Here is a 14,315-nt window from a genome sequence, read left to right as displayed (position 1 = left end):
GACGGCTTTCAGTTTGCGAGCAGATCAGCCAAGAACGATGCCAAGCACCACCATCATCAGCCCGATTGCCGAAATGAACAGCGCCGCAAGGTTGACCGGCAAGAGCCGCTGAATCCGCGCGCGCAGCGCCGCATCGTCGAGGTTTTCACGCCGTGCGCTGGCCACTTTGGCACCGACATAGACAAGTGCGGCGATGCCCAGAAGGGTCACGAGAGCGCCGCCCCAGATCAGGAATTGCATGGCTGTCTCCGAATTTACCACCGCCAATGCGGCCTTGGTCCGCCCGATTAAAGGCTTCGCCCGTAAAGGGCAAGAAAAGAGCGGCATTGGCGTGGGCAAACCCTCTTGCAGGGGGCGGAGGAGGGCGCTAGCAAGGGGCTTCGGCACAAAAGGCTCAGCAAGGAGACCCCTCTGATGGACAGCGAGAACACGGACGGCGCAGGCGACACCGGATCCAGCGATGCGACCTATCGCGTGACGGCAGGCGAACTTCGCCAGTTTGTTGAACGGTTTGAGCGTCTTGAGGCCGAAAAGAAGGGCCTTGCCGATCAGCAGAAAGAGGTGATGGCCGAGGCCAAGGCGCGCGGCTATGACACGCGGGTCATGCGCAAGCTGGTGGCTTTGAGAAAGCGCGACGCCGATGATATCGCCGAAGAAGAGGCGGTTCTGGAAATGTATCGCCAAGCGCTGGGCATGTAAGCGGCACAGACGCCGCGCGCGCCCTTAGGGAGTGATCAGATTCACGCCGGGGATGCGCGCGATGGCGTCGACATCCGCGTCATAAGCCTCGGTCAAGTTGTCGACCAATTCTTCGGTCCATCCGGGCACGTCGAGTTCTTCTTCGATGGCATCGGGGCGGGCGAATTTGTCGAGAAACGCTATCATCACACGTCGCTTTTGCACTTCGGTCATCACCGGATGTTTGGCGAGATAGGCGCGGAAGCGCTGCATTCCTTCGCGGGTCATGATCTCGGACAGGAGATCAAATCCGCCTTTAATCTTGGTTCCGGGGGCGAGGCCGGCCATCTCGCGAATGATTTGTGCCCAGATCAACGGTGAATCCTCGTTGCACCAGAGGGTGATCGGCACGTCCGGGTGGGCGGTGCGCACCAGCGCGTGATCAGTTCAGACCAATAAAGCGCATTTGGGTCGGTGCCGCGCAGAAGCTCGACCAGATCATCGACGCCGGTTTTCTTGTAAAGCGCAGGCAGGAAGGTCGCCGGGTTGCGGATGGAAAAGAACAGCTCGATCTGGTCGCCTTGGAACAGGCGTTTGAATTCGGCGATCCGCATATCGGCCCGATGATAGAAGAGCGAGTCGCGCATGGCGAATTTCGACAGGCAAAAGAGGTTCTTTTCCGACAGCAAGAGCCGGTCTGCTTTGTCGCCTTCAAGGATGGTTTCGACCAGCAATTCACGGGCATCCGGTGCGGGGTCGGCCTTTTCCAACGCCTGCACCGTTTGGCGCAAGAGGCGGCGATACCGTCCGGGCGGAGGCACGATTGAGCCGATCTTGGCGAATTCTGCACGGTTTTTGAGAAGGCATTTCAGAATGCGGTCTTCATCGGTACAATGAGCGCCCGCGTGAAGAACAACCTGCATGTTTTCTCGTCCTGCTTCGTTTTTGTTATGGCCTGTCATGCACTATAAGCCCTTTTCCCGGCGGGGAAACCTGATTAAGGCGTTGGGCGTTACAACACGAAAGCTTGGGGCAGTGATGGCCGGTGAGGCGGTAACAGAAAAGCAACGCGCAGGCAAAGCCGGGTGGCGGTTCGACCCATGGTCGGCCGGCGCGTTGGTGATTGCCTTGATCGTTTTGGCGCCGATCATCGCGGTGTTGAGCATTGCGCTTTTCCCGACCGAGAACATCTGGCCGCATCTCTTGTCGACGACCTTGCCGCGATACATGCGCAACACGCTCATTTTGATGGGATCAGTCGGGGTGTTGACGGCGATGATCGGGACGGGGGCTGCGTGGCTTGTCGTGCGCTACCGCTTTCCGATGTCGCGGTGGTTGGAGTGGCTGTTGCTTTTGCCGCTGGCGGTGCCCGGCTATGTCGGGGCGTATGCATTGGTTGAATTGCTTGAGTATGCCGGGCCGGTGCAGGGGGCAATGCGGGCCCTGTTTGGCTGGAAAAACGCGCAGGACTATTGGTTTCCCGAGATCCGTTCGATCGGGGCTGCGATTTTGGTGCTGTCGGCCTCGCTCTATCCTTATGTCTATTTGCTGAGCCGGGCGGCCTTTCGTGAGCAGTCGGGCAGTTCGGAAGAGGTGGCGATGTCGCTTGGGGCGGGGGCGTTTGAGCGGTTCCGCAGAGTCGGGTTGCCATTGGCGCGACCTGCGATTGTGGCGGGCGTTGCCATTGTTATGATGGAAACCGTGAATGATTTCGGCACAGTCGATTTCTTTGCCGTGCAAACCTTGACCACCGGTATTTTCAGCGTTTGGCTGGATGGCAACAATGCGGGCGGGGCGGCGCAGATTGCCAGTGTGATCCTTGCGTTGGTTGTGCTTCTGGTTGCGCTTGAGAAGATCTCGCGTCGGAAGGTGCGGTTTTTCAACCTCGCGCGGCAGCATCGCCGGGTGGAGCGCAAGCTGCTGACGGGATGGGCAGGGGCCTGTGCCACAGTGTTATGCGCGATCCCGTTTGCGTTTGGGTTCTTGTTGCCGGCCGGTGTGATCCTGTTCCATGCTCTGGGGGAAACCGAGGCTTGGGGCGAGCCAAAGCTGCTTGAGGCCTTGTGGAACACTGTGAGCGTGGGCGGCATCGCCGCCTTTGTGACCGTGCTTGCAGGGGTGTTCATGGTTTATGGTGCGCGCCTGTCCGGGCGGAGCTTGCCCAAGCTTTTGATGCCGATCACTGCAATTGGCTATGCTGCACCGGGGGCGGTGCTGGCGGTGGGAATATTGATTCCGCTAGCACTGCTCGACCATTTGATGGCGGACGGGATCGAGGCGCTGACGGGCCATGACATTGGCTTGCTGTTAACCGGGACCGGCTTTGCGCTGGTGCTGGCATATGGCGTGCGGTTCTTTGCCATCGCACAGGGGGCGGCGGATGCGGCGATGGGGCGGGTGTCGCCATCGCTTCCTTGGGCGGCGCGGTCGTTGGGGCGCACGCAGGGGCAGACGCTGGCCGAGGTTTATTATCCGCTGATCCGTGGGTCGATCGGCTCGGCGGTTCTTTTGGTGTTTGTCGATTGTGTCAAGGAGTTGCCGGCGACGCTTTTGCTACGCCCACCGTTTGGGTTCGACACATTGGCGACGCGGGTTCATGAGGAAGCGAGCCTTGAAAACTTGGCCGGTGCTGCGCCGGCTGCGATGCTGATTATAGCGGTCGGTCTTGTGGCGGTTGTCCTTTTGGCGCGGGCGAACCGATAAAAGGCGCGATTTCCCACTTGCAAGGCCGCGCGACTGCTCTTAAACCGCATGCTCAGTGCCCCTATAGCTCAGCTGGTAGAGCAACTGATTTGTAATCAGTAGGTCCGCGGTTCGAGTCCGTGTGGGGGCACCATTTTAAAGCACATTATCGAATAATGCTCCATCTATCGGGTTTTGAGTTGGGTGTTGCTATCCATTTGTCTGCCTTTGCACTGATGGCGAGTTCAACGAAATCCGCGATTCTGGGAATTGTTGATGACTGACTGCGCGCTTAACGCTGGGGGCTAGAAAGGTTGGCTTGGTCGGTTTTCCGGCGCTGGCTCTTTCCCAAGAGAGCGCAAGGCTATATCAAGCAAAACCGAAAAATTAGCGGAAGACGTGTTGGATGTTGCGGTAGCGACCAATTGCGATGGGTGGTGTGGTATTCGTTGGCGTGCTTTTTGACGCGTTCATGTAAAAAAATTTTTGGTTTCAGAGGTTTGCGTCGCATGCTTCCCGGTTGAAGTGCCAGATTCTTTTTTGTTAATTTTTGATTCATTAACTAGGAGGAGTTTGGTGATGCCATCAATTGCAGAATATTCCAGTGTTGGTAGTGAACCGGTCCCCGGTCTGCCGGACTTGCTGAAAACGAGCCGCACGCTGCTCAATCCTACACCCTCTAGCTTTAGTATGACGGTCGATGCAGGCGAATACGCCGGGTACCGGATCGCTGTGACAGGTACGGGTTTTGTCTATTATCAGGACGAGCCTTTGCTGGGTGAATTCTCGGTTATCGAAGTCTTTGACGATGCTGACCGGTCTTTTCTTAGCTATCGCTGGACTGACGTGAATGGCGATCCGGTTTCCTCGGGGCAGGAAGTGTCTGTCTTGTGGCAAGGAACGCATGTTTATCTGAGCGTTGACGAGGTGCTTGGGTCGGATGGCCAAGAGATGCCTGCGGAGATACGCGCCAACGATCTGATTGATCTGGCGGGCGGTGATGACAGCCTCGCGTCGAGCTGGGCACCTATTATACGTGGCGGTGACGGGAACGATCGTTTTTCCGATATCGGCCAATATGGCGATCCTCTGGCCCAGATATTTGGTGATGGGGGCGATGACCAGTTCGTCGACGTGACGGGAGAGGTCTACGGTGGCGCAGGTGACGATTGATCGATTTCGCCAGCTTCAATAGTTATTCCAGCGATCCTGAGAGCAACGCCGCATGGGGTGGAGAAGGCGCCGATACGATCAGCGGCGGTTTCTCAGCAGCACGCGGTGAAGGTGGGGATGATCTTTTCATACCACAAGGCACGGGTATGCAAGATGGCTATGCAGCGATTGCAGCGCTTGTAGATGGTGGTGCAGGGAATGATGTGATCCACCTAGAAGAGACGGGCTCTTACATCAGGTATGACGGCGACCGGTTTCTTGTGGGCTATTTTATCGATCCCCAGAACGTTGAGACGATCATCCTTGACGAGGTTCAGAATTATTCTCAGATCGTCAAATTCGTGGGCATTGAAGGGGAGTTTCGTAGCGTCGATGCTGACGCTGTCTATTTGGTGCCAGATCAAACCATCCATTTCACGACCAGCGGAGATTTCCGCGAGGATCTGGAGCTGAGCGTGTCGCTCGATTCCATGTCGCAGGATGTCGATTTTTCGGGATGGAGCTTTTCCGGGCTTGATGTGTCTGTGACCTGGCGAATGAATGGAAACGTCTCTGGGCGGCAGGTGGTTACCTCATCTGAAAACGATCTCGTAAATGGGGATTTCGGCGCTAAGGTGGGCACTGTGCTGTCCACCGGGCTGGGAGACGACCGGGTATACGCAGAAGCCGAGACCATTGATCTGGGCGGCGGAAACGACAGTATTTATGTCTCGAATGACACCAACGGTGTGTTGAACATAGACGGGGGAGCGGGGAGCGACACTCTGATCTATCAATCTGACCGGTACGGGTCCACCAGAGACGTCACGGTCAATCTAGGCTCACAAACCGCGACCGGTGTATCGATCACCGGCATTGAGAATGTTGTTTCTGGCGATGGTGACGATACGATCATTGGCAGCGCGGGGGATAATTTCATCGATCCCGGACTGGGCGATAACTCGGTCGACGGTGGTGACGGCTTTGATACGATTGCAATTCATCAACGCGGCGACATTTTCTTGACCGATACAGGGATTGGAGTGGTCCGCAGCGAAGGGGGCAGCATCCTCGAACAGTTTGAGAACTTTGAGGCGGTGTCCACAGAACGTGTCTGGGGTGGGAGTTACGTCAATAAGTTTTTCGGCAATGCGCAAGACAACGGCTTCGTTGCATGGAGCCGTGGCGAAGTTCATGGGGGTGAAGGGCACGATTGGGTCAGCCTCAGACTGAACTTTGCAAGTTCGCGGTTTCTTTTCGATTCAGAGGATTACATCGAGGTTCTTTCCAATGGAGCCGCCAGTAATGGGATCAAAATTTACGAAGATGTCGAAGAGCTTCGCTTTGGAGATGTCACCCTGACGTATGATGACGTCCGGAGCCTTGGCCGAACGGCGGATATCGCGGGTACGAACAATGACGATTCGTTGGATGGTACAGGCTGGTCTGAGGCGATCATCGGGGCCTTCGGAGACGACACGCTTTTTGGCAATGACGGCGACGATATTCTTTGGGGCGAAGAGGGCAATGACTTGCTCTATGGGGGGGACGGCGACGATACGCTTTATGGTGGTCGAGAGGTCGATACGCTGGACGGGGGCGCGGGGGATGATATGCTTTTCGCAGGCGATGAGCAAAGCTGGCTAAACGATCCAAAGAACAACATTTTCATTTCCTCGCAGGGGAATGACACGCTTATCGGTGGCTCGGGGTACGATCTTGCGATCTTCTCCGGACGTACCTCGGGGGTTGAGATTGATCTGGCTGCCGGGACCGGTGCGTCCGGCGGGGAGACGCTCAGTCTTGAAGGTATCGACAATGTAACGGGGTCGGCCTTTGATGACGTGCTTATTGGTGACGCTGCGGACAATAGCTTTGTCGGAGGGGCGGGAGACGATCGGGTGATCGGCGGAGCGGGCACCGACACTGTGCGCTTCTCCGTGGCGCTTGCTGAGGTAACTGGCAGCGTCGAAAACGGGGCTTTCTTGCTGAGCTCTTCGGAAGGTGAAGATTATATTGCGGATGATGTGGAGGTCTTCGCCTTTACGGATGTGACCCTGTCGCGGGAGGAAGCGCTGGTGCGGTTCGGCGCATGGATTGTCGGCACCGAGGCGAGCGAAAACATCTCGGGCACAGTGGAGAGCGATTTCATCTCGGGTCTTGGCGGGTCAGACTGGATTATGCCGAGCGGTGGCAATGATACGATTGACGGTGGGGCGGGGCGCGACATGCTCAGCTTTAGCGATTTGCCTGATGCGCCTGGACGCGGAGCGGCGGAATACCGTTTGTGGATCAATATGGAAAATGGCGAAGCCGTTAATCATGACGGTTCGGAACGGGTCTTCTTCAGCTCCATCGAACGGGTCACGGGAACCATCTATGCCGACTATATTGAGGGAAGTTCCAATGACGACGAATTGAGAGGGCTGGGCAATTATGACTGGTTCATTGGGTCTTCTGGCAGCGATACACTTGATGGGGGAACTGGCCGAGACACGGTGTCTTATGTCAATTCGCAAAGCGGTGTGACCATTTCAATTGGCAGCGGCGGTTTTGGTGGTTTTGCCGAAGGGGACGTGTATCTCGGGATTGAGAACGCCACCGGTTCCAATTTTGGAGACGTGTTTTATGGCGATGCGGGGGAAAACGATTTCCGGGGGCTCGCGGGCTATGACACCTTTGTCGGCTCGACCGGAGGGCGCGAACGCTACGACGGCGGATCGGGGTCCGATACGGTCACTTATTATGCGTCAAGTGCTGGTGTAACGGCCTCATTGCTGCTCGGATACGGATCGGCCGGCGATGCTCGTTACGATCTTTACACCTCTATCGAAAACCTTGGAGGAACCAGTTTCGATGACATTTTGACAGGTGACAACGAGCGCAACAACCTGAGGGGCCTTGGCGGCGACGATTTGATCTTTGGCAATGGCGGCATCGACAGGATTTATGGCGGTCGCGGCGATGACACGATCGACGGCGGTGCAGGATCCGATTTCATTTTGTATGATGGTTCTTCGGACGAGTTTCTGATTACGCGCTCGGGAACGCGGGACGCCACCGTCGCGTGGAATGGTGCCGGGGCAGGCGAAGGGACAGATTTACTCACAAATGTTGAGTATTTGGTCTTTAGCGATCAGATCATAGATATCTGGAGTCTCGATATCGTCTGATAGGAGGTCCGAGAGATGTGCCGGATGGCTTACAGCTATTCGGTGCTAACCTGTTGGCGATCATAGGGGGCAGCGGGAATAGGAGCCTGCGCCTTTCAGAGTCCTGACATCTGGCATCGACAAAGGTTAGAGCCGCAAAACGGGCAGACCCAACGCCTGAACTCTCCCGTGTATCATTATGGTGCGCAACCTTTGGGAGGTGACGTATTAACCGGATTTCGCGGTGGATTGTCGGCGCGCCGACGCATGTCGGGCGCGCGGTGAGGGGGGTGCGGACTGCGTTGGAGAAGGGGGTTTTGCGTCGTTTGGCGTTTCAATTAATGCACTTGCATGATTATTCTGATTATAATAGTCGGATAAAAGATGCTGCGCGATGAAACCTCACCGGAGGGGCGTCGTGTGGGGATGAAAAATGGGGATGACATGTTGAAACGAAACGATGTGAGCGCGCTGGGTGTGCGGAGTGTTTTATTGGGCAGCGCTATGGCAGCCGTTGCGGCGAGTGCATCGGCGCAGGGGGCTGACTTTGTTTACAAGCTAGATCCGATTGTGGTTGAGCAACGCGACAGGCTGTTTGAGGCGGCAGATCGCGCGACGACGATGTATGTGTCTGACTTTGAGCTTGAACGGGCGCGGACCGGCGACCTTAAGGACGTATTTGCCGGGATTGCCTCGGTGTCGGTGGGGGGCGCATTGCCGCTGACGCAGAAGATTTTCATGAACGGTGTTGATATGCTCAACCTGGGTGTGACGATTGACGGTGCGGCGCAAAATAACCGCACGTTCCACCACGTCACGGCCAATGCGATTGATCCCGGCCTGCTGCGGCAAGTGCGCGCGGATGCGACGATTTCGCCGGCGGATGCGGGGCCTTATGCTTTGGCTGGTTCGGTCGTTTTTGAAACGATCAACGCGGGTGATGTGTTGATGGATGGCCGGTCCTTTGGCGGCAACCTGCGGTTAAGTTATTCCGATAATGGCAGCACAGCACAAGCCGCGCTTACCCTTGCGGGCAAGCAGGGAGGTTTCTCTTGGTTGGGCTACGTCAAACGCGCCGAGGGCGATGATTATCGCAGCGGCGACGGCAGCACGATCCTTGGCACCGGTGCGGCCCTTACGAGTTATCTGGGCAAGATCGCCTATGAAGGGCCGGAAGGGCACAGGTTTGTGTTGTCGGCGCAGCGGCTTGAAGACAGTGAGCTGCGTCAGTTCCGGGCGAATTTCGGCGGTGTCGGGGGGGTGACGAACGATCTGCGTGTCTATGATACCGAGCGGCAGAGTTATTCGTTCACCTATGAGAACGTGCTGGCCGATGGCATGTGGGACCCGAAATTCCAGCTGGGATATTCGGAAAGCGACGTGGTTGTGCCAAGCCCGTGGGACAGCAACGGGCGGTCGGGAACATGGTCGGCACGGCTTCAGAACACGTTTAACCTGAGCCCGGATGATACGGTTGTGGTCGGGATCGATTATCAAGACCGGTTCGGGAACTATACGAGCCCGACATATTCCGAAAACCTACGCGAAGACTCGCAGAATATCGGGTTTTTTGCACAGGCGCGGTTGCGGCCGACGGATCGGTTACGCCTGTCCTTTGGGGCGCGGTTTGATTTTCAGGAATTCACCGGCACCAATGGCACCAAGCTGAGCAATTCTGGCCTTAGCGGCAATGCCTCGGCTGTTTTCGAGGTCACGGACCGGTTTTCGATCCGGGGCGGCGTGTCGTCGGTATTTGGCGGCATCGATATCGAAGACAACTATATCTATCTCGCCTCATGGGACTACAGCACGCTTGCGCCGTCGCGCGCCAACAACGCGACGCTTGGGTTTGACTATGTTGCCGGCGATTTCAAACTGGGTGGCGAGTTGTTCTACACCAAGATTGCCAACGCGCGCAGCGGGGTTGCGAACTTCGACTTTGAAAGCCGTGGCTTCAACCTTGGGGCCACCTATGGTTGGGAGCGCGGGTTTGCACGGCTGACCCTGTCGCATAGTGAGGTGCAAACCGCAGGCACCAACGGTAGCTATGAGACGCTTGATTTTGGTGCGCCGCTTGGCACCGTGATTGCTTTGGAGGTCGAGCAGCAAACGAGGGTGCCGGGGCTTCGGATTGGCGGCGGGCTTGATATCGCGCTGAATTATGACGTGAACGGCGCGTCGAGCACCGCGACGCTTCCGGGCTATGAGGTGGTTAATGTGTTTGCCGAATACGTGCCGCCGTCGATGAAGAACCTGACGATCCGCGCCGAGGTCAACAACGTGTTTGACAAAAACTATGCCGACCGCGCGACTTATGGTGCCGACTACCCGTCGGTGGTCACGCTGAAAGAGCCGGGGCGCACGATTACCTTGGTTGCTGTAACGCGGTTCTGAGCAAAGGGTTTTGAGGCCGAGTTGAAAATTGACGACGCCGCCCCAACGGGGCGGCGTTTGCGTTTCAGGGGTAGAAGCGCGTTAGTTGGCGGGCGATGTCATAAGCTTCGTCAGTGGACAGCCGGTGGGCGAATTCAGATTGAATGATCTCGGCATAGATCGGCCACATCGCCTTGTTTTTCGCATCGCCTTCGGGTGTCAGGATCACGCGTTTGCTGCGGCCCGGACCGGCGGTTGCGACGCTGAGAAGGTAGCCGAGTTTTTCCAGCCGGCTGACATGGCGCGAGAGCGCGTATTGCTGGCAATAGAGCTTGCGTTCAAGCTCGGCCATGGCGATGCCATCGTCGCCTTTGCGGCCAACCTGAATGAGGATTTCGTGCCAGATCGGGTCGTCAATGCCATGCGCTTTGAGAGCGCGGGCAACGCGCGCCATGGTGCTGCGCTGGATACGCAGAAGGTTCACCCAGATGCGGTTGTATGCGATTGACGGGTCGTCATCGGTGTCGAATGTGGGGAGAACTGGCTGTGGTGCGTCGACCATTTGGCGTGTCCTTTTGATTTAGCCGAATTAATAAGTCCGGTTTGATCAAGATTTGCGGTGTCTAGGCATGCATGGGACCGGGGGACCAATGCTTGGGTAGGCAGCTTAACATATTGGCGAGGCCCCTAGATATTCCAGTAGAGAAATCGCCCATAGCGCGGCGAGACGTGGTTTTCCGCCGGGTATCAGCCACCGAGCGTGTAACGCGAGAGCGTATGGAAGCGGCCGTTTTGATCTTCGCCTGAGAGGCTGATTGCGTCGATCGGGAAGGGGCTGGGCAGGTGGGGGTGAAACAGCGGTGAGAGTGCCTGCGCGATGGTCTGTGCTTGGGATTTCGGCAAGCGGCCTGTGAGGGTCATGTGGAAGCGAAACTCTTGCATCACGTAAGGATAGCCCCATTGCAGCAGATTGGCATCCTGAGCGGCGCTGAGCCCGTTTGCGCGCCGTTTGGCGAGGTCTGCGTCAAGGAGCGGGGCGCGGTGGTGGTCAAGCTCACGCACAAGGGTTGCGGCAAGGGCGGATAATGCGGAGGTGTCGCCCGCAGGAACCAGCGCAAGGAAACTGCCCAGACGGGTGACGTTCAACGCCTCAAGCGTGACCGGGGCGAGGCGCGCCGCAAGGTCGGCAAGGTCAGATTTGAGCGCGTCAAGCGAGGTGGTTGCGGCCAGCGCGAAGGGTGGTTTCAAGGTGGCGTGGAACCCGTATTTGCGCGGCACGGCTGTGATCTTTTCCACCGGGAGGGGCAGGGCGGGTAGCGACGGGTGCGGCACGGCTCGCGCGTGCGCAGCGTCCCAGCCGAGCCAAGCAGCCCCAAGGTCGGCAAGCGGGCCGGGCGGGGGCGTGAAATAGACGGCGAAGCGGCGGAACTCTGCTGTGTGGCCCATGACGTTGATCAGTCGCCCTGAAACAGATCGCGGGTGAACACCTTGTCGCTGACGTCGTCGATGGCGTCATCGAGCCGGTTGGCAACGATCAGGTCGGCCTGGGCCTTGAATGCTTCGAGATCGTTGAGGACGGGCGAATGGAAGAAATGCTCTTCCTCCAGCACAGGTTCAAAGACGATGACTTTGATCCCCTTGGCCTTGATCCGTTTCATGATGCCCTGGATCGAGGATTGGCGGAAGTTGTCCGAACCGGCCTTCATGACCAGCCGATAGATTCCGACGCATTTCGGTTTGCGCCTGATGATTTGTTCGGAAAGGAAATCCTTGCGGGTGTGATTGGCATCGACGATCGCGCGGATCAGGTTTTGCGGCACTTCGGAATAGTTCGCAAGCAACTGTTTGGTGTCTTTTGGCAAGCAATAGCCGCCATAGCCAAAGGACGGGTTGTTGTAATGTGTGCCGATGCGCGGGTCGAGGCCAACGCCGTTGATGATCTGGCGGCTGTCCATGCCATGCATCATGGCGTAGCTGTCGAGTTCGTTGAAATAGGCGACGCGCATGGCAAGATAGGTGTTGGCAAACAGCTTGATCGCTTCGGCTTCGTTCGCGCCGGTGAGCAAGACCGGAATGTCGCTGTCGACCGCGCCTTCGATTAACAAGTCGGCAAACGCACGCCCGCGTGCCCCCATATCACCGACCACGATACGGCTTGGGTGGAGGTTGTCGTAAAGCGCGCGCCCTTCGCGCAGGAACTCGGGGCTGAAAATGATCCGCTCGGTTCCAAACTTTTCGCGCAGCCGTTCAGTATAGCCCACGGGGATCGTGGACTTTATGACGATGGCGCAATCCTCGTTCACGGCGAGGACCGATTTGATAACACTTTTGATCGAGCTGGTGTCAAAGAAGTTCGTATCAGGGTCGTAGTTGGTTGGCGTCGCTACGATAACGAAATCCGCGTTCGAGAAGGCTGTTGCACCGTCGGTCGTAGCCGTGAGGCGCAGGTCCGGGCGGGAGAGAAACGCGGCCAGTTCCGGGTCTTGCAGCGGACATGCGCGTTGATTGACAGCGTCAACGCGCTCGCCGTCGAGGTCAACGCCGATGACATCATGGTTTTGCGCCAGAAGGACCGAATTGGAGAGGCCGACATATCCGAGGCCAGCGACAGCGATTTTCATGAATGTAAGCCCTGTGGAGTTTGTTTGTGTGACCGATCTGTGTAACCGGGAAACCAATTTTGTTGCGCTTTAGTAGACCATCCCAGCTTGGCGCGTCCAGCGGTGAGGTGGGGGCGATGGCGCTGTCTGGTGAGAGGCGCGGGTGAACGGTTGGCTGGTTGGGGCGGATCAGGCCGTGAGGAGCGTTTGGACATGGCGCATCGCCAGCGCGTAGCCATGCACGCCGCAGCCAGCGATCACAGAATCGGCGCGCGCACTGACATAGGAATGATGGCGGAAGGCCTCGCGCTTGTGAATCTGGCTGATGTGGACTTCGACCACAGGGCCGTCAAAGACGTTGAGCGCGTCGAGAATGGCGACAGAGGTATGAGTATAGGCCGCAGGGTTGATAACAATCGCATCGGAGCTTTTGCAGGCGGCTTGAATCCAGTCGACCAGTTGGCCTTCGTGATTGGATTGTTGAAAGGTCAGCTCGTGGCCTGCCTCTTTGGCGATATCTGTGCAGAGGGCTTCGACATCGGCGAGCGTTTCGGCACCATAGACTTCGGGCTGCCGGGTGCCCAAAAGGTTCAAATTTGGGCCGTTCAATATGGTGATATGTTTGCTCATAGCCGCGTCCTTGGGTCGTGGTGACGCGTTTATGGGCCGTCTGGCAACGCTCTGGCAAGGGGGCAGCAGGGGGGCAGACAGAAAGAGACCGGGCTGTGGCTGAAACGCCGCCCGGTCAATCTTGGCTTCAGGTTGGTTCGGGGTCCGCGCAGCATTAGCCGCAGGTGTGGAACCCGGAGAAGCGGATGTGCAGCAGCTCGGCTTTGTTCATGCCGGAGCGGCGCAGTTGGTTGTCGGTGAGATCGCCAATAGCGATATCGGAGAAACGGCGGGCGGAAGGCATGAAGAATGCCGCGAGTGCGCGAATTTTAGTCATTTTGCTGTGTCCTTGGGCGGATTAAAAACCTGATGCCCCCACCTAGGCGCAGAAGATGACATTGAGAACCACCAATCGCGGCAAAGCCGCTATGCGTTTAGGACAAGTCTATTGACGTATTTTCGCCCTATTTCGCGACCTCGATGCTGAAATAGTTATAAGTATCGGTGCTGTTGTCATATGTCGTCGCGGCGAGATAAGCGACTTTGAGAGCGGGCAGGTAGTGCAGCAAGTGTTTGTCCGTGTTGTAGCCATCAATATAGGTGACGTTGATGGGAAACATATCGTAGGTGCACGCGCCAATCGTGACAGAGTTTAGTGCGCCGCCGGCGTAGATCTGTTGTTCTTTTCGTATGTCGCCGCGGTCCCATACGGCCACGGTCAATTCGAATTTCGCATTTGGCTTTGGGTCGGGCAAGTCTGCGGGCGCACCCGGAAAAGCATAGGTTGTTCGCGTGCTTGGGATGGGTTTGTTGTTTTCGAGGTCAATGAGTTCAAGCAGGTAGACGCCTTTGGCGATCAGGGTGCGTGAGGTCGCCTTGCCGTTTGCGCTGTTGATGGTTTGGATCATGCCCGAGGGTAGGATGCGAAAAAGCTCGGCGTATTTAACATCAGATTTGAAGACGATGCCTTTTTCAAGGTCGGTGGCAGTTGGGCATTCGGCCCAAGCGCCGAGCGGGGCAAGGGCGGCTGAGACGGCGAGAGCCAAGAGAAGGCGCATTTGAGTATTTC

At 57.1% G+C, this 14,315-nt stretch carries 12 protein-coding genes, 1 tRNA gene and 1 pseudogene; 6 read left to right on the top strand and 8 right to left on the bottom strand.

Annotation, left to right across the window (positions count from 1 at the left end):
- Positions 1-24: 24 nt before the first annotated feature.
- Entirely contained in the window at positions 25-240 is a 216-nt protein-coding gene (locus N4R57_12640) for a hypothetical protein (protein UYV35899.1), read from the bottom strand.
- A 174-nt stretch (positions 241-414) separates the two neighbouring features.
- Between N4R57_12640 and N4R57_12635 the strand changes: the two genes are divergently transcribed.
- Positions 415-699 carry a DUF2312 domain-containing protein gene (locus tag N4R57_12635; protein UYV35898.1) on the top strand — a complete coding sequence of 95 codons (285 nt, stop codon included), beginning with the start codon at positions 415-417 and terminating at the stop codon, positions 697-699.
- Between the two features lie 24 nt (positions 700-723).
- On the opposite strand, the pseudogene N4R57_12630 reads toward N4R57_12635, so the two are convergent.
- Positions 724-1,601, bottom strand: a pseudogene (locus N4R57_12630) (hypothetical protein).
- Between the two features lie 115 nt (positions 1,602-1,716).
- On the opposite strand from N4R57_12630, the gene N4R57_12625 reads away from it, so the two are divergent.
- From N4R57_12625 to N4R57_12605, 5 genes are all read left to right on the top strand, one after another.
- Positions 1,717-3,381, top strand: coding sequence for an iron ABC transporter permease (locus N4R57_12625; protein UYV35897.1), 1,665 nt, complete (start codon positions 1,717-1,719; stop codon positions 3,379-3,381).
- Between the two features lie 57 nt (positions 3,382-3,438).
- A tRNA-Thr gene (locus N4R57_12620) sits at positions 3,439-3,514 on the top strand.
- A 425-nt stretch (positions 3,515-3,939) separates the two neighbouring features.
- Positions 3,940-4,533 (top strand): hypothetical protein, encoded by a 594-nt coding sequence (locus N4R57_12615; protein ID UYV35896.1) that lies wholly within the window; start codon positions 3,940-3,942, stop codon positions 4,531-4,533.
- Positions 4,530-7,685, top strand: a complete 3,156-nt coding sequence (locus N4R57_12610; protein UYV35895.1) for a hypothetical protein — start codon at positions 4,530-4,532, stop codon at positions 7,683-7,685. The genes N4R57_12615 and N4R57_12610 overlap by 4 nt, the downstream gene beginning before the upstream one ends.
- 441 nt (positions 7,686-8,126) lie before the next feature.
- On the top strand, positions 8,127-10,058 hold the full coding sequence (locus N4R57_12605; GenBank protein UYV39571.1) for a TonB-dependent receptor: 1,932 nt from the start codon (positions 8,127-8,129) through the stop codon (positions 10,056-10,058).
- A 64-nt stretch (positions 10,059-10,122) separates the two neighbouring features.
- Here N4R57_12605 and N4R57_12600 read toward each other — a convergent pair whose 3' ends face one another.
- The 6 genes from N4R57_12600 to N4R57_12575 all read right to left on the bottom strand — a co-directional run bounded on the left by N4R57_12600 (position 10,123) and on the right by N4R57_12575 (position 14,304).
- Complete coding sequence (locus N4R57_12600) at positions 10,123-10,599, bottom strand: MarR family winged helix-turn-helix transcriptional regulator (GenBank protein ID UYV35894.1); 477 nt, start codon at positions 10,597-10,599, stop codon at positions 10,123-10,125.
- A 185-nt stretch (positions 10,600-10,784) separates the two neighbouring features.
- A complete protein-coding gene (locus N4R57_12595; protein ID UYV35893.1) occupies positions 10,785-11,483 on the bottom strand; it encodes a DUF1045 domain-containing protein in 699 nt (232 codons plus the stop codon).
- Between the two features lie 8 nt (positions 11,484-11,491).
- A complete protein-coding gene (locus N4R57_12590) occupies positions 11,492-12,658 on the bottom strand; it encodes a nucleotide sugar dehydrogenase (GenBank protein ID UYV35892.1) in 1,167 nt (388 codons plus the stop codon).
- Positions 12,659-12,826: 168 nt separating this feature from the next.
- On the bottom strand, positions 12,827-13,267 hold the full coding sequence (gene aroQ / locus N4R57_12585) for a type II 3-dehydroquinate dehydratase (GenBank protein ID UYV35891.1): 441 nt from the start codon (positions 13,265-13,267) through the stop codon (positions 12,827-12,829).
- A 154-nt stretch (positions 13,268-13,421) separates the two neighbouring features.
- Complete coding sequence (locus tag N4R57_12580) at positions 13,422-13,583, bottom strand: hypothetical protein (GenBank protein ID UYV35890.1); 162 nt, start codon at positions 13,581-13,583, stop codon at positions 13,422-13,424.
- Positions 13,584-13,710: 127 nt separating this feature from the next.
- Positions 13,711-14,304, bottom strand: a complete 594-nt coding sequence (locus tag N4R57_12575) for a hypothetical protein (protein UYV35889.1) — start codon at positions 14,302-14,304, stop codon at positions 13,711-13,713.
- Positions 14,305-14,315: the final 11 nt, after the last annotated feature.

Source organism: Rhodobacteraceae bacterium D3-12, assembly GCA_025916135.1.
In the GTDB taxonomy this organism is placed as follows: Bacteria; Pseudomonadota; Alphaproteobacteria; order Rhodobacterales; family Rhodobacteraceae; genus JAKGBX01.
This window is presented reverse-complemented; position numbering and strand designations above follow the sequence as displayed.

Bases quoted from the DNA above. Each gene is read 5' to 3' on its own strand.
- N4R57_12575 (UYV35889.1), bottom strand. From the start codon at position 14,304: ATGCGCCTTCTCTTGGCTCTCGCCGTCTCAGCCGCCCTTGCCCCGCTC.
- N4R57_12635 (UYV35898.1), top strand. From the start codon at position 415: ATGGACAGCGAGAACACGGACGGCGCAGGCGACACCGGATCCAGCGAT.
- N4R57_12625 (UYV35897.1), top strand. From the start codon at position 1,717: ATGGCCGGTGAGGCGGTAACAGAAAAGCAACGCGCAGGCAAAGCCGGG.
- N4R57_12595 (UYV35893.1), bottom strand. From the start codon at position 11,483: ATGGGCCACACAGCAGAGTTCCGCCGCTTCGCCGTCTATTTCACGCCC.
- aroQ (UYV35891.1), bottom strand. From the start codon at position 13,267: ATGAGCAAACATATCACCATATTGAACGGCCCAAATTTGAACCTTTTG.
- N4R57_12590 (UYV35892.1), bottom strand. From the start codon at position 12,658: ATGAAAATCGCTGTCGCTGGCCTCGGATATGTCGGCCTCTCCAATTCG.
- N4R57_12600 (UYV35894.1), bottom strand. From the start codon at position 10,599: ATGGTCGACGCACCACAGCCAGTTCTCCCCACATTCGACACCGATGAC.
- N4R57_12640 (UYV35899.1), bottom strand. From the start codon at position 240: ATGCAATTCCTGATCTGGGGCGGCGCTCTCGTGACCCTTCTGGGCATC.
- N4R57_12580 (UYV35890.1), bottom strand. From the start codon at position 13,583: ATGACTAAAATTCGCGCACTCGCGGCATTCTTCATGCCTTCCGCCCGC.
- N4R57_12615 (UYV35896.1), top strand. From the start codon at position 3,940: ATGCCATCAATTGCAGAATATTCCAGTGTTGGTAGTGAACCGGTCCCC.